General features: G+C 35.3%; 23 protein-coding genes. 14 read left to right on the top strand and 9 right to left on the bottom strand.

Going from position 1 to position 25,013, the window contains the following annotated elements; all coding sequences use genetic code 11:
* The first annotated feature begins 53 nt into the window (after positions 1-53).
* Positions 54-1,334, top strand: coding sequence for an O-acetylhomoserine aminocarboxypropyltransferase/cysteine synthase family protein (locus HMPREF2937_RS00205; protein WP_070863785.1), 1,281 nt, complete (start codon positions 54-56; stop codon positions 1,332-1,334).
* Between the two features lies 1 nt (position 1,335).
* Positions 1,336-2,250, top strand: coding sequence for a homoserine O-acetyltransferase/O-succinyltransferase family protein (locus tag HMPREF2937_RS00200; protein WP_070626727.1), 915 nt, complete (start codon positions 1,336-1,338; stop codon positions 2,248-2,250).
* 65 nt (positions 2,251-2,315) lie between these two features.
* Here HMPREF2937_RS00200 and msrA read toward each other — a convergent pair whose 3' ends face one another.
* On the bottom strand, positions 2,316-2,834 hold the full coding sequence (gene msrA, locus HMPREF2937_RS00195; RefSeq protein ID WP_002480875.1) for a peptide-methionine (S)-S-oxide reductase MsrA: 519 nt from the start codon (positions 2,832-2,834) through the stop codon (positions 2,316-2,318).
* Positions 2,835-2,974: 140 nt separating this feature from the next.
* On the opposite strand from msrA, the gene HMPREF2937_RS00190 reads away from it, so the two are divergent.
* Positions 2,975-3,991: an LCP family protein gene (locus HMPREF2937_RS00190; RefSeq protein ID WP_070863784.1), complete on the top strand. Its 1,017-nt coding sequence runs from the start codon at positions 2,975-2,977 to the stop codon at positions 3,989-3,991.
* Positions 3,992-4,276: 285 nt separating this feature from the next.
* Here HMPREF2937_RS00190 and HMPREF2937_RS00185 read toward each other — a convergent pair whose 3' ends face one another.
* The gene (locus HMPREF2937_RS00185; RefSeq protein WP_002480877.1) at positions 4,277-4,462 is read right to left on the bottom strand and encodes a 2-hydroxymuconate tautomerase; all 186 of its coding nucleotides are present in this window, start codon (positions 4,460-4,462) and stop codon (positions 4,277-4,279) included.
* Between the two features lie 159 nt (positions 4,463-4,621).
* Here HMPREF2937_RS00185 and HMPREF2937_RS00180 point away from each other — a divergent pair, with 159 nt between their 5' ends.
* Positions 4,622-5,884, top strand: a complete 1,263-nt coding sequence (locus tag HMPREF2937_RS00180; RefSeq protein WP_002480878.1) for a Y-family DNA polymerase — start codon at positions 4,622-4,624, stop codon at positions 5,882-5,884.
* Positions 5,885-5,936: 52 nt separating this feature from the next.
* Here the strand turns inward: HMPREF2937_RS00180 and HMPREF2937_RS00175 are convergent, their stop codons facing one another.
* Positions 5,937-7,031, bottom strand: a complete 1,095-nt coding sequence (locus tag HMPREF2937_RS00175; protein ID WP_002480879.1) for a prephenate dehydrogenase — start codon at positions 7,029-7,031, stop codon at positions 5,937-5,939.
* Between the two features lie 138 nt (positions 7,032-7,169).
* On the opposite strand from HMPREF2937_RS00175, the gene HMPREF2937_RS00170 reads away from it, so the two are divergent.
* From HMPREF2937_RS00170 to HMPREF2937_RS00125, 10 genes are all read left to right on the top strand, one after another.
* Complete coding sequence (locus tag HMPREF2937_RS00170; protein WP_070863783.1) at positions 7,170-8,210, top strand: M42 family metallopeptidase; 1,041 nt, start codon at positions 7,170-7,172, stop codon at positions 8,208-8,210.
* A 543-nt stretch (positions 8,211-8,753) separates the two neighbouring features.
* Positions 8,754-10,163, top strand: coding sequence for an anthranilate synthase component I (locus tag HMPREF2937_RS00165; protein ID WP_070863782.1), 1,410 nt, complete (start codon positions 8,754-8,756; stop codon positions 10,161-10,163).
* Complete coding sequence (locus HMPREF2937_RS00160; protein WP_070863781.1) at positions 10,160-10,783, top strand: anthranilate synthase component II; 624 nt, start codon at positions 10,160-10,162, stop codon at positions 10,781-10,783. The genes HMPREF2937_RS00165 and HMPREF2937_RS00160 overlap by 4 nt, the downstream gene beginning before the upstream one ends.
* Entirely contained in the window at positions 10,728-11,744 is a 1,017-nt protein-coding gene (trpD, locus tag HMPREF2937_RS00155) for an anthranilate phosphoribosyltransferase (protein WP_070863780.1), read from the top strand. The genes HMPREF2937_RS00160 and trpD overlap by 56 nt, the downstream gene beginning before the upstream one ends.
* A complete protein-coding gene (gene trpC, locus HMPREF2937_RS00150) occupies positions 11,728-12,507 on the top strand; it encodes an indole-3-glycerol phosphate synthase TrpC (RefSeq protein ID WP_002480885.1) in 780 nt (259 codons plus the stop codon). Before trpD ends, trpC begins: the two co-directional genes overlap by 17 nt.
* 1 nt (position 12,508) lies before the next feature.
* Positions 12,509-13,168: a phosphoribosylanthranilate isomerase gene (locus tag HMPREF2937_RS00145; protein WP_070863779.1), complete on the top strand. Its 660-nt coding sequence runs from the start codon at positions 12,509-12,511 to the stop codon at positions 13,166-13,168.
* Positions 13,134-14,363, top strand: a complete 1,230-nt coding sequence (gene trpB, locus HMPREF2937_RS00140; protein WP_070863778.1) for a tryptophan synthase subunit beta — start codon at positions 13,134-13,136, stop codon at positions 14,361-14,363. The genes HMPREF2937_RS00145 and trpB overlap by 35 nt, the downstream gene beginning before the upstream one ends.
* Positions 14,356-15,108, top strand: coding sequence for a tryptophan synthase subunit alpha (trpA, locus tag HMPREF2937_RS00135; protein ID WP_023015234.1), 753 nt, complete (start codon positions 14,356-14,358; stop codon positions 15,106-15,108). The genes trpB and trpA overlap by 8 nt, the downstream gene beginning before the upstream one ends.
* Positions 15,109-15,417: 309 nt before the next feature.
* Positions 15,418-16,674: an aminoacyltransferase gene (locus tag HMPREF2937_RS00130; RefSeq protein WP_070863777.1), complete on the top strand. Its 1,257-nt coding sequence runs from the start codon at positions 15,418-15,420 to the stop codon at positions 16,672-16,674.
* 26 nt (positions 16,675-16,700) lie between these two features.
* Positions 16,701-17,960 carry an aminoacyltransferase gene (locus HMPREF2937_RS00125; protein WP_002480890.1) on the top strand — a complete coding sequence of 420 codons (1,260 nt, stop codon included), beginning with the start codon at positions 16,701-16,703 and terminating at the stop codon, positions 17,958-17,960.
* Positions 17,961-18,042: 82 nt separating this feature from the next.
* On the opposite strand, the gene HMPREF2937_RS00120 is transcribed toward HMPREF2937_RS00125, so the two are convergent.
* From HMPREF2937_RS00120 to nikA, 6 genes are all read right to left on the bottom strand, one after another.
* Positions 18,043-18,573, bottom strand: coding sequence for an HdeD family acid-resistance protein (locus HMPREF2937_RS00120; protein ID WP_257245290.1), 531 nt, complete (start codon positions 18,571-18,573; stop codon positions 18,043-18,045).
* 1,552 nt (positions 18,574-20,125) lie between these two features.
* Positions 20,126-20,821 carry an ABC transporter ATP-binding protein gene (locus HMPREF2937_RS00115; protein WP_070863775.1) on the bottom strand — a complete coding sequence of 232 codons (696 nt, stop codon included), beginning with the start codon at positions 20,819-20,821 and terminating at the stop codon, positions 20,126-20,128.
* A complete protein-coding gene (locus HMPREF2937_RS00110; protein ID WP_070863774.1) occupies positions 20,814-21,599 on the bottom strand; it encodes an ATP-binding cassette domain-containing protein in 786 nt (261 codons plus the stop codon). Before HMPREF2937_RS00110 ends, HMPREF2937_RS00115 begins: the two co-directional genes overlap by 8 nt.
* Positions 21,592-22,410, bottom strand: a complete 819-nt coding sequence (gene nikC / locus HMPREF2937_RS00105; RefSeq protein ID WP_070863773.1) for a nickel transporter permease — start codon at positions 22,408-22,410, stop codon at positions 21,592-21,594. Before nikC ends, HMPREF2937_RS00110 begins: the two co-directional genes overlap by 8 nt.
* Positions 22,407-23,390, bottom strand: coding sequence for a nickel ABC transporter permease (gene nikB / locus HMPREF2937_RS00100; protein WP_373879067.1), 984 nt, complete (start codon positions 23,388-23,390; stop codon positions 22,407-22,409). Before nikB ends, nikC begins: the two co-directional genes overlap by 4 nt.
* Positions 23,390-24,871: a nickel ABC transporter substrate-binding protein gene (nikA, locus tag HMPREF2937_RS00095; RefSeq protein WP_070863771.1), complete on the bottom strand. Its 1,482-nt coding sequence runs from the start codon at positions 24,869-24,871 to the stop codon at positions 23,390-23,392. Before nikA ends, nikB begins: the two co-directional genes overlap by 1 nt.
* Between the last annotated feature and the right edge of the window lie 142 nt (positions 24,872-25,013).

The following is a 25,013-nucleotide window of genomic DNA, read 5'->3' as shown; positions in this document are numbered from 1 at the left end:
GAGTCTATCTTTTTCAGGTAGGCTCGTTTTTTACATTTAAGGAGGAAATGAACATGACAAATGATTTTAAATTCGAAACGTTACAATTACACGCAGGACAAGAGGTAGATGAAGCATCGCATTCGAGAGCAGTACCGATTTATCAAACAACATCTTTCACATTTGATGATACACAACATGCGGCGAACTTATTCGGCTTAAAAGAATTAGGTAATATTTACTCACGTTTAACAAACCCGACAGTAGCAGTGTTTGAAACACGTGTAGCAGAACTTGAAGGCGGTGTCGCTGGGGTTGCGGTAGCTTCAGGTATGGCTGCAATCACATATGCGATTCAAACTGTTGCAGATGCAGGTGATCACATTGTCGCAAGCTCTACGTTATACGGTGGTACACATACATTATTTGCACATACGTTACCTAAATTCGGTATTGATGTTTCAATCGTAGACAGCAAAAACTTTGATGAAGTTAAAAATGCGATTAAAGAGAATACAAAAGCACTTTATATCGAAACAATCGGTAACCCTGAAGGTAATGTTGAAGATATCGAAAAGTTAGCAGAAATTGCACATGAAGCGGGTATTCCGTTAATTGTTGATAATACATTTGCTTCTCCATACTTAATCCAACCAATCAAATACGGTGCGAACATTGTGGTACATTCAGCGACTAAATTTATTGGTGGTCATGGTATTTCAATGGGTGGTGTTGTCGTTGATGGCGGTAACTTCGATTGGACACAAAACGATAAATTCCCAAGCTTAACAGAACCTGATCCATCTTATCACAATTTAGTGTTCACTGAAGCGTTCGGACCAGCTGCTTTAGCATTCAAAGTCAGAACAACATTATTACGTGATACAGGTGCAGCACTTTCTCCATTTAATGCTTTCTTATTACTACAAGGTTTAGAAACATTATCATTACGTGTTGAACGTCATGTTGAAAACGCAGAAAAAGTTGCGAAATTCTTAGAAAACCATGACAAAGTTGAATGGGTTAAATATGCAGGCTTACCATCAAGCGAATACTATGATTTAAAAGAAAAATATTTACCTAAAGGTGCAAGCTCTATTTTCACTTTCGGTGTCAAAGGCGGTTATGACGCAGGCATTAAATTTATCGAATCTTTAGAACTCTTCTCTTTACTTGCGAACGTCGGCGATGCGAAATCATTAGTGATTCATCCGGCTTCTACAACACACGCACAATTAAATGAAGAAGATCAATTGAAAGCAGGTATTACACCTGAAACAATCCGTGTGTCTATCGGTCTTGAACATATTGATGATATTATCGCTGACTTAGAAAAAGGATTAGACGCGATTTAAGATGTTGTTTATTGATAGCGTTCCGATTCTGCCTGTACTAAAAACAGAGCAAATCGAATTTAAAGAGAAGCGTATACCTGAAGGTTTGAATTTATTGATTGTTAATTTGATGCCGGTGAAACAAGATGCTGAAAGACAGTTGCTGAGACTGCTTGGTTTGACGAGCCACGCAATTAATGTTGACTTCATCTATCCGGTTACTCACAAATCGCAGTCTGCTTCTTATAATCATGCAGAACAGTATTATAAAACGTTTGAAGCTGTCAAACATCGCCATTACGATGGCATGATTATGACAGGGGCTCCTGTAGAACATCTTGATTTCTCTGAAGTCTATTACATCGAGGAATTAAGAAAGATTTTTGATTGGTCGAATACACATGTGAAACAACGTTTGTTTATTTGCTGGGGTGCGCAATTTGCTTTGAATTATCGCTACGGTATTCATAAGCGAATGTTTAAAAAGAAACTCACTGGAATTTATCGCTATCATATTTTACAAGCACATCCTGCGTTATCTGAAATACCAGAATACATTATTCCGCAATCTAGAGGTTCTTATATGGATCCAGGAGAAGTCATGGAAGAAGAAGACTTAAATGTGATTACGTATAGTCCGTATACGGGTATAGACTTTATCTCTAATCGCAATCAAACAGATTTATTTATCGGCGGTCATTTTGAATATGAGAATGATACGTTGTTAAATGAATTTAAACGTGATAGTGATAAGTCAAAAGAAACCGCAGTTAAACCTAAAAACTACTTCAGAGGAGATTCTCTAGACTTGTTGCCAGCCCATTGGATTTCTTATGCGCAACAATTATTCCAAAACTGGACGGATATGATGTATGCATCGCGTTGGTCAAATGCAGACCAAACAGCAGAATCAATTCTAAAACAAAATAAAGCATAGAAAAAATGCGCAAGTCTGTCATCAGTCATTATGATGAGCTTGCGCATTTTTATATGATAATCAGCTTATGAGTCTTTACGTTGTTGTTTGATGGCTTCACGTTGTGCTTGTTCTTCTTGATAACGTTCTGGATTCTTTTTATAGAAGTCTTGATGATATGTTTCTGCTTCATAGAATGTCGCAACAGGTAAAACCTTCGTCGCAACAGCTTTATCTTTGTTGATAGTTGATTTTAATGACTCGATATATTGTTCAGCGGTTTCTTGTTGGTCTTCATTAGTATAGAATATAGCTGTACGGTACTGTGAGCCTCGATCTTGATATTGACCTTCAGCGTCGGTAGGATCGATGACTGAAAAGAAAATCTCAAGTAATTTATTGTATGAAATTAAGGCAACGTCGTACTCTATTTTAACGGTTTCTAAATGACCGGTTTGACCTGTTTTAACTTGTTCATACGTGGGATGATCAACAGTGCCTCCCATGTAGCCGGATGTAACTTTTTCAACACCATCAAAGGTATCGAAAGGTTTAGTCATGCACCAAAAGCATCCCCCGGCAAAATAAGCTGTATTGATATTCATTCAATCTATCCTTTCTTTTTATGGGACCTTAGTACCATTTGCTTAGAAAATACTTGATTTTTAAAAGAAAATTATATAACTTTAGTATGTATTAATTATATTACATAGGCTGTTAATTTTGAAGTATAAGGTTGGTTAAAATGACAAATGAAACGAATAATGACAATTATAAACGAAGCAGTGGCGAACAATCGCTTCCGAAACGCACCAAGAAACGCATGCGCAAACTTCCGTTTGTGATTTTAGGTATCTTAATTGTATTTATTATTATGGTTGTATATGCGGTGTCTGGGTATAGAAGCGGTATTAATTATGCGAAAAAACATAATTCAAATATGAAAGTAGAGAAGTTTAACGGTCCTGTTAAAAACGACGGTAAGATTTCTATTTTACTCTTAGGGGCAGACAAATCAGATGGCGGTAAATCTAGAACAGACTCTATCATGGTAGCACAATATGACTATATTCATAAAAAAATGAAAGTGGTCTCTGTGATGCGTGATACATACGCAAAAATTCCAGGATATAGAGACTATAAAATTAATGCAGCCTATTCATTAGGCGGTGCTGAGCTTTTAAGAAAAGCTTTGGTTGAAAACTATGGTATTAACCCTGAATACTATGCGGTCGTGGATTTCGAAGGTTTCGAGAAAATGGTCGATGAGTTAGCGCCTGATGGTGTTCCGATTGATGTAGAGAAAGATATGTCAGAATTAATTGGTGTCTCACTGAAAAAAGGGCATCATAATTTAAATGGTAAAGAGTTATTAGGTTATGCACGTTTTCGTCATGACCCTGAAGGTGACTTTGGTCGTGTCAGACGACAACAACAAGTGATTCAAGCGTTAAAACAAGAAATGACAAAACCAGGTGCGATTTTCAAATTACCTAAAGTCGCAGGTATTTTACGTGGTTATCTGAATACAGATATTCCAGACTCTGCGTTAATTCAAACGGGTATGAACTTCGGTATCCGCGGTGATAAAGACGTGAAGACATTAACGGTTCCGATGAAAGGGACTTATCAAGATATTCAAACACCTGAAAGCGGCAGTGCGTTAGAAGTAGATAAGCCTGCGAATAAAAAGGCAATTGAAGAATTTTTAAATGACAACAGCAATGATAACAGCAACAAGAAAAAAGAAGGACAAAATTAACAGTGCAGTACTTTGGTTCATATTGATGGAATATATGGATTGAGTAGAAAGCAGTCGGCATATAGGTGTCGGCTGTTTTTTTACGTTTAAAGCGGTGTGGGTGGTCTGTATGTGTGTGTAGAGTGGATAGAGATGTGAAACGAAGGAAGTTAAGGTGAAGGAGAGGTAAGTAGTAAAGAGGATAGAAATAGATGAGAGGTAAAGGTGAAAGAGGAGATAGAGAGGTAAAATAAGAAAGGTGAGAAGCGGTTAGTGTTAATGATTAACTGCTGCTCACCTTTTTTATTATTGGTCTGATTTTCTAACGCCGCCGACACCGTAATGTGTTGGTTTCATTTCTTCTAATACTACACTGATAGCGTTGCGATCAGCATTTGTAGTTTTTTCTACAGCATCTGTTACTTCTTTCACTAATGCTTTTAATTGTTCGTCTGTACGACCTTCGATTAATTTAATGTTTACTAATGGCATGAGAACGCCTCCCTTGTTTGATGTAAGTTTATTATACCACTAATGTATCGAAGAGATTAGGAATATAATAATTTTTAAAACAGAACATTTGTTCTCTTTAGTATTGAATAAGAACAAATGTTCGTATATACTAAAAGTATCAGAAGCGGGGGTGTTACAATGTATGATTACCATTTATTAGAGGATAGAGATATTTTATGTATTGACCAAAAAAGCTTCTTTGCGAGTGTATCGTGTATCTCAAAAGGTTTAGATCCTTTAAAGACAAAGCTTGCGGTGGTCGCTGATACAAAACGACAAGGTTCTGTTGTATTAGCAGCAACACCGCCATTAAAAGCCATCGGTATAACCACAGGTTCAAGATTGTTTGAAATTCCGCACCGCAATGATATTTATATTATTAATCCCAGTATGCGTAAATATCTGGACGTTTCGATTATGATTTCTAAAATTGCTTTGCAGTATGTACCACCTGAAGATTTGCATCAGTATAGTATTGATGAATTTTTTATGGATGTGACAGACAGTTATCATCGCTTCAGTAGTACCGTCCATTCATTTTGTATCAAATTGATGAAAGAAATTTATGAACAGACACAGATATACTGTACAATCGGTATCGGTTCAAATATGTTGCTGAGTAAACTTGCGATGGATATTGAAGCAAAACATAATGATAATCGCATTGCGGAATGGCGCTATCAAAATGTGCCAGAGAAGTTATGGAATATCCAACCGTTGCATAAGTTTTGGGGAATCAATACACGTACCGAAAAGAAATTGAATAAGCGTGGGATATTTACGATTGGTGATTTAGCACATTATCCTTATCAATACTTAAAACGAGATTTCGGAATTAAAGGGATTGATTTACATCTGCATGCACATGGGATTGATCAAAGTAAAATACGGGAGAAACATAAAATTACCAATCCATCGATTTGTAAGAGTCAGATATTAATGCACGACTATACGTATGAAGATGCGAAAGTCGTCATGCAAGAGTTAATTGAAGATGTAGCAATGCGCGTTAGATTACGTAAAATGCGTGCACGTACTATTCATTTTTCTTTTGGTTATAAAGATGGTGGAGGCGTGCATAAACAGTTCACATTAGACGAACCGACAAATTTGGAAAAAGAGATTTGGAAAGGCGTAGAAAAGTGGGCAAATCAATTATGCGAAAAAGAGCTGCTTTATCGCACGCTCAGTGTTTCATTAACACAATTTGTGCCTGAAGGTATTCAACAATTAAATCTATTTGTAGATGAGTATGAAAGAAAACGAAGTGAAGCTTTAGCGAAAGCAATTGATCAACTACAAGAAAAATATGGTAAAGGTATTGTTTCAAAAGCCATATCTTATACAGATGCTGGTACGAAATACGGACGCTTAGGTCTTATGGCAGGCCATAAAATGTAAAGAAAGCTCCCTATAAAGCTTGATGTATGCTTTGAAGGGAGCTTTTAATGATTTATAGACTGTAAGTATCGAATTCATTTAAGGCTTTAATGCCAAGTTCACGATCTTCAGGTGTTTTGAAACTGATGCGTAATGCACCATAGATATCTTCTCTGACTTCCACAATATTAATGTTACTTATAGAAATATTATGTAAACTTAGTATAGATGTTACTTTGCTGATCATACCAGGTTCGTCAGGGATGTCGACGTATAATTCGTAAGAACTAGACACAGCACCTGGTTTTTTCGCTGGTAACTGATTACGGTACTCACGTGCTTGCTCGAAAAATTGATAAATACCTTCGTTATCGTCATTTTTGATTTGTGAAGCGAGTAGGGCGAGTTGTGTTTGCCATTCTTCGATACCAGATAAGATATATGCTTTATTCTCATGCATAATATCGCTCCACATTTCAGGACTGCTGCTGGCAATACGTGTGATATCTCGGAAACCACCAGCTGCTAACTGTTTAATTAACGGGGAATCTTGATCATGATTTAAACTTAAATTGACTAAAGATGCTGCAGCGATATGAGGAATATGACTGACAATACTCGTCACAAAATCATGTTCTTCAGGTGATGTAGCAATGACTTTTGCGCGTGTGGCTTGGAGTAACTGTTTAATTTCTTCTGAAGCTGCATCGTTGTCTTTTTCTGAATGCACCAGCATGTAGTAAGCATTTTCGAATAAATTCTTTTTAGCGTTTAAGATGCCTGATTTGTGGCTGCCGGCCATTGGATGTCCTCCGATCAAGTGAATGTTCTCTGCTAGTAATTGTTTTTCAAAGGCTTGAATTGTCCCTTTAGTGCTTCCAGTATCTGTAATGATCAACCCAGGTTTTGTAGACAAATTTGTAAGAGTCTTTAGATATTGAACGGTTTGTTGGACAGGTGTTGCATAAATGATAATGTCTGCTTTTGCTACTGCTGCTTCATAATCTAATACTTTTTCATCAATAATCCCAATAGATAGGGCTTTATCAAGTTGACTTGGATTAGAATCATAGGCGATGATATTGACATCATCATGAAAGTACTTGAAATTGGTAGCTAAACTGCCTCCGATTAAACCTAAACCAACAAATAAAATATTTTTAGTCAAAAGACTCACCTCTGTCTAAATTTTCAGAATAGCGATATTATAGTGTATATTTTCAAATGGTGCAAGGTCTTTCACTTATCTATTTTAATTTCTATTTGGAAAATTAATCGGTACAATAAGAGTAAGGAGGGGTCTTTTATGTCAAAAAATATTTTTGAAACTATTAAAACATTAACCGAAATTCCAAGCCCATCAGGTGATGCTTATCAAGCTATAGAGTATGTGCAATCTTTTGCGGAGGATTTAGGGTATCCGACTTATGTGACAAATAAAGGTGCATTGATGATTACAGTTAAAGGTGAAAATGATGTAGATCATCGTTGTATTACTGCACATGTAGATACTTTAGGCGCAATGGTCAAAGAAATTAAAGAAGATGGTCGCTTAGGTATTGAGTTGATTGGCGGTTATGCGTTCAACGCAATTGAAGGTGAATACTGTACGATTCATACAGATTCAGGTAAAAACTATACAGGCACTATTTGTTTACATGAAACTTCAGTTCATGTTTATAAAGACAACCATAATATTCCACGAGATAAAGAACATATGGAAATCAGAATTGATGCGGTAACACATAATGAAGAAGATACACGCCAATTAGGTATTGAAGTAGGGGACTTTGTAAGTTTAGATACTAGAACAATCATTACAGAGAATGACTTTATTAAATCTCGTCATTTAGATGACAAGGCAAGTGTTGCGATGATTATGGATTTCTTAGAAGACTATAGCAACAATGATAAAACATTGCCTTATACGACACACTTCTTTATTTCAAATAATGAAGAAATCGGTTATGGTGCGAATGCGTCAATTCCAGGTAAAGTGAATGAATACATTGCATTTGATATGGGTGCGTTAGGTGATGGTCAAATGTCAGACGAATATACAGTGTCGATTTGTGCTAAAGATGCATCAGGACCATATCATAAAAAATTACGCCAACATCTTACACAATTGGCGAAAGAAAATAATATTCCATACAAAGTTGATATTTATCCTTACTATGGCTCAGACGCTTCAGCTGCGTTACGCGCAGGAGCAGATATAAAACACGGTTTATTTGGTGCGGGTATCGAATCTTCACATGCGTTAGAGCGTACGCATCTTGATTCAATCAAAGCGACACAGCGTTTACTTGAAGTCTATCTTTATTCAGAAATGGTTGAAGATTAATTCGAAATAGTTAGAATTTTTGAATTTATGTGTTGACAACCCAAAAAAGAGCGTGTATTATTCAAAGTACATTGCAAACGACGTTAGAAGTAAACGTAGCTTATATGATTTGTAGCACACAGAAAACTGATGGTTGATGTAAATCAGTACGACATATAATGTGAATTGGGCTTTTAATGTGCAAGATCAACAATTTAAATAATGAATAAGAACATGAAAATGTTGAACTAAGGTGGCACCACGGTAACGCGTCCTTATCGGAAGAGCGTTATTGTGGTGTTTTTATATTGAGTTAAAAAGAAAAAGAGAAATACAGTGAAGAGATAAAATGAAGTAGTTAAGCAGTTAGAGTAAATTCAGAAAGTTAGTGGTTGATGCAAACTAACCTCGCTGCCTAATGAATTGGGTTTTGTTGGAAGCTGACAATTCAATCAAGTATGAGTGGGTCATCAAACTGATGGCTAATAAAGGTGGTACCGCGCCAAAAGCGTCCTTGTTACAACAAACAAGGACGCTTTTTATTATGGGAGGAGAATTAACATAATGGATGTAGTATACAAGAGATTAAATGCTGATATTACCCCTGAAGCATTAGCACAATTAGCAGAGCGAAAAATTATTTTAGAAAGTGCAAGTCAAAATAAAACTAAAGGTCGTTATTCAGTCGTTGCCTTTGATATATACGGTGAGGTGATATTGACTGAAGATGAACTTACAATAAAAACACCAGAACAAACAATCTCAGAAACGAAACAACCTTATCAAAGACTTAAAGATTATGTTCAAAGCTATTACGCAGAGATTGAAGAGGACTTATTAAAAGATCTACCATTTATTTCAGGATTTATCGGCTCATGTAGTTTTGATTTAGTCAGACATGAATTTCCAGTACTAAAGAAAAGACAAGTAGCTGACAAACCAAATCAAACTGATGTTCATTTATACATGATTGAAAATGTATATGTATTTGATCATTATAAAGAATACTTGTATGTGATATCTACAAACTTATTCTCGAATGAGCCACCTGAAGCGATTGAAAAAAGAGTAAGCCAACAAATAGATGCTTTACAAAATGTTAAATTGTATCAGCCGGATACTTCTTTTGTGCCAAGTCAAAAAGATATTATTCCGAATATTCAGGATAATCAATTTATTCAAAATATTTCGAAATTTAAACAGTTAATTACTGAGGGAGATATGTTCCAAGTTGTCCCTTCAAGAATTTATCGTTATAAACATGAGTTCGGCGATAAATTACATGACTTATCTTATCAACTGTATCGTAAGTTGAAACGTCAAAATCCAAGTCCATATATGTATTACTTAAATATCGATGAACCGATTATCGTCGGAAGTTCACCTGAAAGTTTCGTCAAAGTTAAAGGTAATGAAGTTGTTACTAATCCAATTGCCGGAACAATCAAAAGAGGACAAACACCTGAAGAAGACGAAGCTAATGCACAGCAATTGTTAAGTGATGAAAAAGAGTTAAGTGAACATCGTATGTTAGTAGATTTAGGAAGAAATGATATTCATCGTGTCAGTAAGACAGGAACATCTAAAATTGAACGTTTAATGGAAATTGAAAAATATGAACACGTGATGCATATCGTCAGTGTCGTAACTGGGCAGCTAAATGAAAAAATGTCACCTATGGACATTATCGCAAGCTTATTACCAACAGGCACGGTATCGGGTGCACCAAAACTCAGAGCAATTGAACGTATCTATGAAGCACATCCGTATAAACGTGGCGTTTACAGCGGTGGTGTCGGTTATATCAACTGCAATCACGATTTAGATTTCGCTTTAGCGATTCGTACGATGTTAATTGATGAGACGTATGTAGATGTAGAGGCAGGATGTGGTGTTGTATATGATTCAATACCTGAAAAAGAATTAGAAGAAACGAAACTTAAAGCGAAAAGCTTATTGGAGGTTACACCATGATATTAATCGTAGATAATTATGACTCATTTACTTATAACTTAGTGAATATCGTAGCAGGTTACACAGATGTCGTGGTGAAATACCCTGATGATCCGACAGTCTTTGATTTAAAGCCAGATGCGGTGATTATTTCACCGGGACCTGGTCATCCTGAAGATACAGACGACTTAAATCGTATTATTAAACATTTTGAAGACTTGCCGATTTTAGGTATCTGCTTAGGTGCACAGGCCTTGACATGTTACTACAAAGGACATGTTATCCAAGGTGCCAGTGTCTTACATGGCAAGATTGATACGATGCACCAATTAAAACCGACAGTCTTATACGAAGGGTTGCCTGAAGCATTTAAAATCATGCGTTACCATTCGCTCATCAGCGATCCAGAAACATTCCCAGAATCATTAGTTATTACAGGAGAAACAACGGATTGTATTCAATCTTTCGAACATCAAGATAAACCACATTATGGTATCCAGTATCATCCAGAATCTTTTGCGACTGAACATGGAACTGAGATTATTCATAACTTTATTAAACTCGTTGAGAAAGGGGCTAGCAGCCATGACACTTATTCAAAAAATCCAAACACAACCGAACTTAACGCAACAAGACATTAATACATTTATCCAAACGTTAATAAACCCGGATATTGATAATGAAACAAAAGCAGAATTGTTACGTGATTATACTGCTCGCCCATTAAATCAAACAGAAGTCACTTATTTAGTAGCAGCAATGATTCAAACGATGTATCCTGTACAACCGGTTTACCCTGGTGCTATGTGTGTATGTGGTACAGGTGGCGATAAATCAAATAGCTTCAATATTTCAACAACCGCTTCTTTCATCGTCGCTGCAGCAGGTGTCAACGTACTAAAACACGGCAATCGCAGTATCACATCCGCTTCAGGCAGCAGTGACTTACTCAATAAAATGGGAATCGCTAGTTCGCAAGTCGCTGATGTTGAAACAAGAATGCAAGAAACAGGTTTAGCCTTTTTAAATGCGACAGACACGTATCCGGTCATGAAATATATCCAACCGATTCGCAAAATGTTAGAAGGTCCAACCATCTTTAACATCTTAGGACCTATGATTCATCCATTCAAATTAGAGTATCAAGTCGTAGGGGTTTACAATCCAGAGTTTGTGAAACCAATGGCTGAAACACTCTATGATTTAGGTCGAAAACGTGCCATCGTGTTACACGGCGCAAACGGAATGGACGAAGCGACATTGTCTGGAGAAAACATTATTTATGAAGTGAACCAAGAAACAGGTATTACGTCTTATCATTTAAATGCTGAAGATGTGGGCTTAACACCAGCAAGTAATGAAACATTAAAAGGCGGCACACCTGCAGAAAACTTAGAAATTGCCTTAAATATTTTAACTGGCAAAGATCATTCAAGTAAACGTGATGTCGTGGTATTAAATGCTGGTATCGCATTATATGTCGCGGAAAAAGCAGATTCGATTCAAGAAGGTGTGACATTAGCACAACAATTAATCGATGAAGGTAAAGCTTTTGCTCAATATAAAAAAACAGGAGGGCAAGTGTATGACTATATTGGATGACATTGTTGAATATAAGAAATCGTTATTAGAAGAAGGGTACTATGATCGTTTACTACGTACACTTCCAGTAACCAATGTTAAATATAAAAAGAAATTAAGTGAACGTTTAAAAGAACGCAGTCATTTATCAGTCATCGCAGAAATTAAATCTAAAAGTCCTTCAGTTAAGAAATTACCTGATCGAGATTTGACACAACAAGTTAAAGATTATGAAGCCTACGGTGCACAAGCAATTTCTATCCTGACTGATGAATATTATTTCGGCGGCAGTTATGAACGCTTAAATAAACTTACAAAAGAAACGACATTACCTGTATTATGTAAAGACTTTATGATAGAACCGATTCAAATTGATGTGGCATATCGTGCAGGTGCATCCATCATTTTACTCATCGTCAATATTTTAGATGATCAACAAATGCATGAACTTTATCAATATGCGAAGTCTTTAGATTTAGATGTGTTAGTAGAAGTACACAGTAAGCAAGAATTAGCGAGAGCTTATCAACTTGCGCCAGATATTATTGGTGTAAACAACCGTGATTTAACACGTTTTGTGACGAATGTCGAACACACTAATGAAATACTAGAGAATAAAAAAGATGGTTATTACTATATTTCAGAAAGCGGCATTCATACACAAGAAGACGTCGAAAAAATTGTAGGGTCAGGTATAGATGGCATCTTAGTTGGTGAATCACTTATGAAGTGTGATGATTTATCTCAATTCTTACCAAGCTTACAGTTAAAAAAGGAGCAGTAAGATGTTCTTAAAATATTGCGGGTTTCAATCAGAAGACGATGTTACACGAGCCATAGAGAATGATATAGATGCGATAGGCTTTATCCACTATCCCAAAAGTAAACGTCATCAAAGTATAGAAGACATTGCACAATTAACAAAACTTGTACCTGAAAAGATTCATAAAGTAGTAGTGGTCGTTAATCCAACAAAGGAAATTGTTGCAAAACTTATAGAAGAAACAAATATTGATACGATTCAATTTCACGGACATGAAGATGTTGCACTATTACGATGGTGCAACTCACAATATCCTGGCATTCAAATATACAAAGCACTTCCAGCAAGTTCTGAACTAGTTGAAGCCATTGAAACTTATCGAAACGAAGTAGATTTATTTATTATCGATACACCTTCCATCCATTATGGCGGCACTGGTCAATCATTTGATTGGCAATTACTGAAACAACTCTCAGATGTTCCGTATTTAGTGGCAGGCGGTATGGATTTAGAGAAGATTCAACAATTCGAACAACTCGATATTCAAACAACAGGATTCGACATCGCAAGTGGCATTGAAGTAGAAGGTCGAAAAGATCCACAAGCAATGAAACAAATTTCAAATTATATTAAGGAGAGAGATAAAAATGACGAACGAAACAACACAACCCATTCAAACTGAAGTAGATGAACTTGGATTCTTTGGTAATTATGGCGGACGCTATGTCCCAGAAACATTAATGCCAGCGATTCAAGAATTAAGACAGGCTTATGATGAAGCTAAAAATGATCCCGAATTCCAACAAGAATTAGATTACTATTTAAAAGATTATGTAGGACGTGAAACACCTTTAACTTATGCGAAATCCTATACAGAAGAGTTAGGTGGCGCAAAAATTTATTTAAAACGCGAAGACTTAAACCATACAGGCGCACATAAAATTAATAATGCTTTAGGTCAAGCCTTACTAGCTAAACGTATGGGCAAACGTAAATTGGTTGCTGAAACAGGTGCAGGCCAACATGGTGTAGCCAGTGCAACCGTAGCAGCACTCTTTGATATGGAACTTGTGGTTTTCATGGGTGAAGAAGATATCCAACGTCAAGCATTGAACGTATTCAGAATTGAATTATTAGGTGCCAAAGTAGTGTCTGTGACAGATGGTCAAGGTACATTATCGGATGCGGTGAACAAGGCGTTACAATATTGGGTCAGCCACGTTGACGATACACACTATTTATTAGGTTCAGCATTAGGACCAGATCCGTTCCCAACAATGGTTCGTGATTTCCAAAGTGTCATCGGCAATGAAATTAAATCACAAATTTTAGAAAAAGAAGGTCGTTTACCTGACGCAGTAGTTGCATGTGTAGGCGGCGGTTCTAACTCAATTGGTACGTTCTATCCTTTTGTACAAGATAAAGACGTAAAATTGTATGGTGTAGAAGCTGCAGGTGAAGGTGAAGACACAGAAAAACATGCTTTAGCAATCGGTAAAGGCTCTGTTGGTGTCTTACATGGTACGAAAATGTATCTATTACAAGATGACAACGGTCAAATCGGTTTAGCACACTCTATTTCAGCGGGTCTAGATTATCCAGGTATTGGACCTGAGCATAGTTACTACCATGATATTGGTCGTGCGGAATACCCAAGTGCATCAGATGAAGAAGCGATGGAAGCTTTAATCAGATTTACGAAAGCAGAAGGCATTATTCCAGCAATTGAAAGTGCACATGCCTTAAGTTACGTAGAAAAATTAGCACCGACAATGGGCAAAGATGAAATTATTGTTGTTACTGTTTCAGGTCGAGGAGATAAAGACATGGATACAATTCGTAAATATACACAAGAACGAGGTGAAGGTCATGAGTAAACTATTTATTCCTTATATTATGGGTAACAAAAAATTCATTGATAATTTAAAAGTCTTACAAGAAGAAGGGGCAGATATTGTTGAAATCGGCCTACCATTTTCAGATCCTGTCGCAGATGGTCCAACAATTATGGATGCAGGCAGTAAGGCAATTAAAGAAGGTATGAGTGCACGCGTGATTTTAGATGAGCTTAAAGCACATAAAGATGAATTACAAGGGTCTAAATATGTCTTAATGACTTACTATAATGTGATATTACATTATGGAGAAGCAGCATTTCTAGAAGACTGTGAGGCAGCAGGTGTATACGGTTTAATTATTCCGGATTTACCATTTGAACTTGCAGAACAACTCAAAGCACGTTTCCCTGATCGCAAAGTCAATATCATCTCATTAATTGCTATGACCGCTTCAAACGAACGTATTGAACACATCGCAGCACATGCTGAAGGATTCATCTATACTGTAACAATGAATGCGACAACTGGAGATAATGGAGCGTTCCACCCAGAATTACAACAAAAAATTGCATTCATTCAAGAAAAAGCAAATGTACCTGTTGTAGCAGGATTCGGTATCAGAACACCAGAACAAGTCGCAGAAGTGACACGTTTCGCTGATGGTGCAGTCATTGGCAGTGAAATCGTCAAACGTTTCGCAAATGACGAAGAAGCAACAACAAGAGGTTACTTACAAAGTATTCGTAAAGCATTAGATGAAAATAAAACAACTGCACAATCATAAAATGTTTTTTTAAATCAGGGTCTGTCTCAGACTCTGATTTTCGCTTTATATATAGTGGTTTTGATAACGGTTTGACACGTGTGCGTGTTATGATAGATGAGCAAGGTTATTACACAAGGTACTTACTTAAAGGCGAACCAGAATAGTTGTAAGAAGTTGAATTCTTGCTTAACATACATAATAAAACAACAGAAATGAAAGGTTTCAATTTTAGTTTTCCTTTTGGGTATTGTATAATAATGAAGATTGAAAATTGATACCAATAAGAAATTAAAAGATAGAGAATACGAATTAGGAGTTATTGAAATTATGAAGTTTACCAATTTAACTACAGCTGAATTTGGAGATTTTACAGATAAAATGCCGTATAGCCATTTTACACAAATGGTAGGCAACTATGAGTTGAAAGTTGCAGAAGGTACAGAAACACATCTTGTCGGGGTGAAAGACAAAGATGACAATGTCATTGCAGCATGTTTACTTACAGCTGTGCCAGTAATGAAATTCTTTAAATATTTCTATTCAAACCGTGGGCCGGTCATTGATTATGATAATAAAGAATTAGTCCATTACTTCTTTAGAGAATTAAAGGCATATGTTAAACAATACAATGCATTATATTTAAGAGTAGATCCATATTTACCATATCAATACCGTAACCATGATGGTGAGATTACAGGAAATGCCGGTCATGATTGGATATTTGATAAAATGGAACAACTGGGTTATATCCATCAAGGCTTTACAACTGGCTTTGATCCGATTATTCAAATTCGTTTCCATTCTGTATTAGATTTAAAAGATAAAACACCACAAGATGTTTTAAAAGGTATGGATAGTCTACGTAAACGTAATACGAAAAAAGTAAAACGTAATGGTGTAAAAGTCCGCTTCTTAGGTGAAGATGAAATGCATATTTTCCGTAAATTTATGGAAGATACTGCAGAAGCGAAAGACTTTGATGATCGTGAAGACGACTTCTATTATCACAGACTAAAACACTATAAAAATCGTGTCTTAGTACCGATGGCTTACATTGATTTTGAAGAGTATATTAATGAATTGAACGCTGAACAAAAGAATTTAGAAAAAGAAATCAATAAAGCTGAGAAAGACTTGAACAAAAATCCTGAGAACCAAAAAGCTGCACGCAAAAAAGAAAACCTTGAACAACAATTAGAAGCACATCATCAAAAAGTTGCTGAAGCGCGCGACTTACAACAAAAACATGGTAATGAACTACCGATTTCAGCTGGATTCTTTATTATTAATCCATTTGAAGTGGTTTATTATGCAGGTGGTACTGCGAATGAATACCGTCACTTTGCGGGAAGTTATGCAGTGCAATGGGAAATGATCAACTATGCGATCAACCATGGTATCGATCGTTATAACTTCTATGGTATCAGCGGCCACTTTACTGAAGACGCTGAGGATGCAGGCGTTGTGAAGTTCAAAAAAGGATTTAACGCAGATGTAATTGAATATGTTGGAGACTTTATTGCACCGATTAATAAGCCGATGTATAAACTTTATACAACGCTTAAGAAAATCAAAGATAGATAAACATAAGGTAGAAGGGAAATAAAGAAATGAAATTTACAGAGTTGACAGTTAAAGAATATGACAATTTTGTGCAGAATCCATCGCTAGAAAGCCATTATTTTCAAACGAAAGAAAATATCGGCACAAGAGAAGCAGACGGTTTTGAAGTTGTATTATTAGGGATTAAAGACATCGACAACCGTGTGATTGCAGCAAGTTTATTCTCTAAAATTCCTACAATGGGAAGTTATGTTTATTATTCAAACCGTGGCCCGGTCATGGACTATAGCGATTTAGGTCTTGTAGAGTTTTATTTACGTGAGTTAGAGAAATACTTGCGTCAGCATAATTGCTTATATGTGAAATTAGATCCATATTGGATTTACCAAATTTATGATAAAGACGTAAACCCATTCCCAAGTCGTGAACAAAATGATGCACTTGTGAACTTATTTAAATCACACGGTTATCATCACCATGGCTTCACAACAAAATACGACACTTCAAGCCAAGTGCGTTGGATGGGTGTCTTAGATCTTAAAGACGAAACACCAGCCTCTCTTAAAAAACAATTTGATAGCCAACGTAAACGTAATATCAATAAGTCAATTAATTATGGGGTAAAAGTTCGTTTCTTAGGTGAAGACGAACTAGATAAATTCTTCAAGTTATACCGTGAAACTGAAGAACGTGCTGGTTTCGTTTCAAAAACAGATGAGTACTTCAAAAACTTCATTGAGCACTATGGTGATAAAGTATTAATCCCATTAGCTTATATTGATTTAGATGAGTACATCACATCGTTACAAGAGTCATTAAATGATAAAGAAGGCCGTCGTGATCAAATGATGGCGAAAGAAAATAAATCTGATAAACAATTGAAGAAAATCTCAGAGTTGGATAAACAAATTGAACATGACCAAAAAGAATTGCTGAAAGCGAGCGAATTGCGACAAACAGATGGTTCAATTCTAGATTTAGCTGCAGGTGTTTATTTCGCAAATGCCTATGAAGTGAACTACTTCTCTGGTGGTTCTTCAGAGAAATATAATCAATATATGGGACCTTATATGATGCATTGGTTCATGATTAACTATTGCTTCGAACATGGTTATGATCGTTATAATTTCTATGGTTTATCAGGTGATTTCACTGAAGATAGTGAAGACTATGGTGTGTACCGCTTCAAACGCGGCTTCAATGTACAAATTGAAGAATTAATCGGAGATTTCTATAAACCAATTCAAAAAGTGAAATATTGGATTTTCAATACGTTGAATAACATCCGTCAAAAAGTAAAAAAATAAATGCTTTTAAGAAGCAACCTAACATAATAAAAAACGTGCTTTCCTCATCAAATTTTGAAGAAAGCACGTTTTTTTGATTTAATTAGTGCGCAAATGCGTCAAATACATAGTTTAAACCGATTAATAGGAAAGTGAAACCAACAAAGAAAGCGATTAAAAATGCACCTATTAATGGATTGAACAATAAAATGATACCTGCGATAATACCAATGATATTAACGAGTAATGAGAAAAAGTGATATACCTTATTTGTACGCTCTACTGGTGTCACAGTAAAGACACCTAATGCAGATGAAAAGATAAACCAAAATGCCAGCATATAAATAATTGCGACTTGACCTACATTAGTAAAAACAATAAATAAAATACCGAAAATAATATTAAGAATACCAAGTATCATTAACCAGCCGCTAGCAATACCTACAAAAGCTTTTGTTAAACGTCTGAAGAATAATTCAGCAATACCATTAAATATGAAGAAAATCCCGAATAACCAAGTGATGACTGTTAAGTTTTCGACAGGGAAGCTCACGCTTAAAATTCCAATCAATGCGAATAATAAACCGATGATTAAACTTGACCATCTAAAGTGATTAGTAGACAATTTTAACACCTCTTTCATGAATTATATACATTAGTATATACCCTTTAACGAAAAATTACATGTTAAAAAATTCATAAATAGTTAAAATAAGATGATAATCAACAAAAGAAGTAAATTGTATAATTAAATGGTATTTAAAGTGAAGTTAAATAGAATACTCCTTACTTAAATTGGTAAGAAGGTATGCAAATATATATAAATGCATAAGGAGAGGAGTTATAAATAAGTAATACCAGAGGGGATTAAGTGACTTAAAATAAGCCTCAAAATATAAAAAACGTTATATAAACAAATACACCAAGAACTATTAGAATCATGCTGAGCATAGTTGTCATTAACCATTTGAACTGAGTATTTGAGCTTTTTTGGAAATCGTCAAACTTTGTATCAAGTTTAACAATTCTACCATCTAATGCATTAAATTTATTATCAACTTTTTGATTCAGCGTGTTAAAACATTCATCGATTTTAGCATCAAGTGATTAATGTATACAGTTATTTAGCGATAAATAGCTAAAAATTAAGAGGTTTAGTTGTTTGGAAAGCTAAATGACTGTAAAAGATAGAATTAAATATATTTATGTTATGTAAACTAATTAGTGTTATCATATTTAAAATCATTGCATATAAGGATTGATTGAGTATGTTTAGATATTGGTGTTTAAGCATTATAAATGCAGTTATTGGAAAATTTGAATGCTGAGAGAGCCTCTGTATTGCATCGAGAATTAACATTACGGATAATTATACAGATGACGCTAAGTAGTTATAATTAAAATGGTATGATTAACGATGTTTAATCTGGATTGATTTAAGTAATGTCAAAGATGGATAATGTGAACGTAAATAAGGTATTTATTATAAAATAAGATGCTGAGAGACGCTCTGAGCTGCAATGAGAATTAGATATGATGGATAAATACCAATGGCGTTTCATAATAGCAATTAGAAATGACTAAGCTGATTTATAATAATGAGATATGTGATTTGAACTTAGATTTGTAGTTTGAATAAATTAAGATGAAGATCCACGGTAATTAAGATAAGTCAGTTCAAGTTAAAATGAATTAGAGAATTGTTTAGTTAATGACTGCATGCAGAAAATAATATAAGTTAACAAAACTGAATATATGGTAAATATGACCATAAAAGCGAGGTAGCTGTATGTAACTATTCTTTTTGTTTTTTAGTTTACATAATATATATTATAGGAAGTTATGTATTGAGCAGAAGAAGTGGTTTTACCTATACTCTATTGTGTATGTATTGATACTTTTGTTGTTATGTTTATGTTGCTTGGTCATGATTTGTAACTTGTGTTTGAGTCTTTGTTTTCTTTAGTTTGAACTTTCTCAAATTCTAAACCAAAAAAGCTGTTTTTATGTATTTTAATTTAGGTAAATTCGTACATATAGCAAGTTATGGATTTAAGTATGTAAAAAGCTTTGATTAAGGATTGGTCATTAGTTGAATCAGCTGATCTGTCTCTAGTTTACATAATCTAAGATATTACATAAATAGTATCCAGATACTTTTTGTACCTGGATACTATATGAGTAATTTAATCTTCGTTATAAGCAGCTATGAGTTCTTTAGTATATGAATGCCGTGATTCATCAAATAATTGTTTTGTTTTGAAGTCATCTACAATTTGACCGTTTTGAATGACAATCATTCGTTCAACAATTTGATTTAACATTGCTATATCATGAGAAATAATGATCATTGTTGTTTGTTGTTGATTATGGATGGCTTTAAGCTTTTCGACTAATTTTTGTTCAGCAACAACATCTAAACTTGATGTGATTTCATCGCAAATTAAAACATCAGGCTGCAACATAACCGTTCTTAATACATTAAATCGTTGTAATTGCCCCCCACTGACTTGATCTGGATAACGCGTTAAGAGTTGGCTATCTAAGTCTAATTGTGACATTAAAGGTAATACAACTTGGTCAAATGAGTGTTCAGCATTCGCATAGTATTTTAAAGGTTCTATTAATGATGCTTTAATCGTTAACTTTGGATTAAAACTCTGTGTCGCTTGTTGAAAAATTGGCAAGATACGAGGCGAATTAATATCTATTGTGCCTTGAACAGGCGTTAATTCACCTAGAATCAAGTTCATTAATGTCGTTTTACCAGAGCCTGATTCACCGATAATCCCTACTAATTCGCCCTTTTGAATATTGAGATTAATGTTATGAAGAATATCTGTTTTGTCATACGCAAAACTGAGATGTTTAATTTTAATCATGCGTATCTTCCTTTCGTATTAAGCGACTTCTCGCATTTAGCAAGTGCTTTGTATATCCAGCAATATTACCTTCTTTAAATTGCGATATAGGTCCACTTTCAATGATGGTTCCATCTTTAATAACATTAATTTCATCCGCATATTGAATCACATGTGTTAAGTTATGTGTGATTAACAGTAAAGTTGTATTGTGAGCTTCAGCTAAGTGCTTAATCAGCTTCATAATACGTTGGCCATTTAATACATCTAACGATGCGACAGGTTCATCCGCAATAATTAAATCAGGTTCTAACATTAAAACGCTCGCGATATACAATCGTTCTAACTGTCCACCTGATAACATGAAACGATATTTAGATAAAATATTATTGCTGTCTAAATTCACCCAATTCAAGGCGTGTTCAATATGTTCTAATGCTTCTTGTTTAGAAACAGCATAATGCGTACGATATATGGCACTTAATTGTTTGCCAAGACGGGTGTGATTATTAAAACTATGCGCATAATCTTGTGAGATATACCCAATTTGTTTACCTAATAATGGTTTAATAGATTGAATGGGTTGGTTCTCAAAATAGAATTGATCATAAGATACTTTTAATTCTCTAGGCGTTTGACCGATTAATGCACTTGCGGTTAAGCTTTTGCCTGAACCACTTTCACCGATTAATACATTCACTTTACCTTCTATAATAGACAAGTTTAAATGCTGTATTAAGGGACGTTTCTGTTGATCGGTGATATTCAAATTATTCAATTGCATCAAGGTTTTAGTCATGAATATCCCTTCTTTCTGAGATACGGTCTCGCAATGCATCCCCTGCCAAATTAAAGAGCAAAATAGTAATGGAAATCAATGTTGCAGGTGCTAATAACATAATCGGATGTTCAGTAAAGAAATCTCTACCAGCCGCTAACATAGCACCCCATTCTGGTGAAGGTGGTTGTGCGCCCAATCCTAAGAATGAAAGTGATGAAATATATAGGATGATTTTACCAATATCTACAATCATCAAGACGATTAATGAAGGAAGCACTTGCGGTAATAAGTGTTTAAAGATAATTACATAGCCTGGCACATGGAAATAACGGGCTAGTTTAATATAATTTTTGTCCATCTCTGTATTCACAATCGTACGCGTTACTCTCGTATAAGTCATCCAGTTAATGATTGTAATGGCAATGACTAAATTCCAAATACTTGGTTTAAAGAAACTCGCAAAAGCAATCATTAAGACAAAGTCAGGGATACCTAAACCAATATCAATGATTCTCATAATAATGGTGTCTAAGATACCCTTGCGATAACCCGCAATCAAACCTAGCGGTACACCTATTATTACGATTAAAACAATTGTTAGCAGTGTAATCGCAAGTGTATAACGTGCGCCTATCACGAGTCGCGCAAATAAATCTCTGCCATAATCATCAGTCCCAAGCCAGTGTTGAGGACTTGGAGTTTGTAATGCATCGTTTAAATGTACCGTTAATGCTTGGTTACTTGTTACTGTAAATTGAAGAAGAATGAGTAAAAGCAAATAGATAGCGAAAATATAAAAAATGATATTATGTTTCGTCAGTTTCATCATTGTTTCACTCGCCCTTCTCTTCTGCGTGACCATAAAGATTTAGGTTTCAAATGTTTATAGCGTTGTGTCGGGTCTAAGAATAAGATAATGATATCCGCAATCGCATTTCCAATCACCACAAAGGCGCCTATCATTAATACAGCGCCTTGAACGACAGGATAATCTCTCGAACGAATGCTTTCAACTAAGAAATAACCGATACCCGGTATATCGAATAAATTCTCGATTACAACAGTACTTCCGATTAAACCGCCAATAGACATACCGATAATAGAAATCACGGGTATCAAAGCAGGTTTGAAGATGTCTTTAAATAGAATATAACTTTCTGACATGCCACGTGCACGTGACGCTTTCACTTCCCTACTTCGATATAAATCGATTAAAGTCGAACGCATTAAGCGAATGTGATACGCACTTAAACCGATACTTAACGCGATAATAGGCAAAATATAACCAGCAGGCGTATCAATACCAGCTGCTGGTAATAGCTCTAATTTTTGTGCTAAGAAATAAATCAATAACATTCCTAAAAAGAATGAAGGAATTGAAACAAAAGCTGAAGTTAACACACGAATGGTACGATCAATCCAAGTGTGATAATAAACAGCAGCTAACGTTCCAAGTGTTAAAGATAATAACAACGTAATCAATAATGTACCAAATGCGATAGTGAGTGTGGTTGGTGTGAAGAATAATAGTTCATTCAGTACTGGCTCCTGTGTTTGAATACTCGTGCCGAAGTCCAAACGTAAGATATGTGTAAACCACTCCCACCACTGCACAATTATCGGTTGATTTAATCCTAATTGTGCTCTGGCTTGTTCAATTTTGTCATGAGATACATTCGCAACATCTAAATGCAGCATTTTATTGACTGGATCACCAGGCGAAAGTTTCATCAATATAAATGTAATAGTAGAAAGGACAAATAATACTAAGATCATTTGTCCTATTCTAGAGAGTATGTGTTTAATTATCATTTTCGTTTATCTACCTTTTCATCAATCAGGTAAATACCTTCTGGTGTCGTTTGAACATTTTCGACTTTTTGGTTCATCGCATTGATTTGGTCATTATAAAGGATATAACTATTTGGAATATCTTGCTTTGATACTTCTAATATTTCATTTGTTAAGTGATGACGCTCATTTTTATCTACAGTATGATTCAATTGTTCAATCAATTGATCTACTTTGTGATTATGATAAGCGCCCTTATTCACTGCACCATCTTTTTTATATGCCATATTAAAGAAGTAACCTGTATCTCCTCTAGGAATCGTACCGAAACTATACATAGAGGCATCCCAATCTTTTTTGTTTTTCAAGAAGCCTTCAATATCATCTACGTTTTGAATTTTAATTTGAATATGTGCTTTTTTCGCATCAGATTGAATGACTTGTAAGATTTTAGTCAGTTCAGGTCTGCCTGAATAAGATGAAACATTCAATTTTAATGGATGTTTCTCTGAATAGCCTGCTTTTTCCATTAGTGCTTTGGCTTTAGAGATATCTTGTTTCGGAATGGCTTTATCTTTAATAAAATCTAGTTTTGTATTGAACGGACGATTGGCTGGTGCTGCATAATGATCAGCGACTTTATCACTGATTTGTTGGCGATTAATCACAGCATCTAATGCTTCTCGCACGTTTTTAGTCATTTTAGGACTTGTGTGGTTGTAAAGTAATAGTGATGTTCTGAAACCTGAAGTATTTTCTAGTTTTGCTTTATCTGATTTTTTGACGCTGTTGATTTTATCTACAGGTACATTAGTAGTGACATCCGTACGGCCAGAGAGTACATGTTCTGTTCTTGAACTGCCATCTTCATTAAAGGTAACTTTCATAGATTTTAATTCTGGTTTACCATGCCAATAATCTTTATTTTGACTTAAATTGATTTGTTGTGTTCGTTTGAAATCTTTAATGGCATATGGGCCTGTGCCGACAGGTGTTTGTTTGATATCTGTTTTGGATTTTGTATCATAAATAGCGGTAAAAGGACTCGCAAGTTCAGAAATCAATTCTGGATACGCACCTTTAGTCTTAATCGTTACTTTTTGGCCTTCAGCTTTAATAGATTCAATAGGTAATGTTGCTTTCAGCAGGTCGCTTTTTTTCAAACCTTGCTCTAAGCTATCTTTGACAGCTTGTCCTGTTAAGGCATGTCCATTTTGGAATTTAATGCCATCTTTTAAGGTGAAAGTTAATGTATCATCAGATGGTTGGTCGTATGATTTAACGAGGTGTGGTTTAATTGCACCTTTCGTTGTTGTTTTAAATAATGTTTCAGCCGCTCCAATTGTAACAGGAACATCTGTATCATACGGTGCAAGTGTTGTCGTTTTTAGAGGGAGTTCGACTTTTAATTGATCATCAGCTGATGAGGAACCTCCGCTATTACTGCATCCAGCAAGTATGACTGCACCTGCAGCAAGTGATGTAAGTAATCGTTTCATGAAAGACATCTCAGTTAAAGTTATGTTATGTAAGTTTAAACATCATCTTTTGAGATGCTGTTCACTTCCTTTCTATCTATAGGCATTATTGTTTAATTATAATACGTAAATATTCATTTTAAAAGAAGAGTGCGTTGGCGCT

Source organism: Staphylococcus sp. HMSC061G12, assembly GCF_001838465.1.
Classification (GTDB): Bacteria; Bacillota; Bacilli; order Staphylococcales; family Staphylococcaceae; genus Staphylococcus; species Staphylococcus simulans.
Note: the sequence above shows the minus strand (reverse complement) of the source record. Positions and strands in the feature narration are given on the sequence as shown.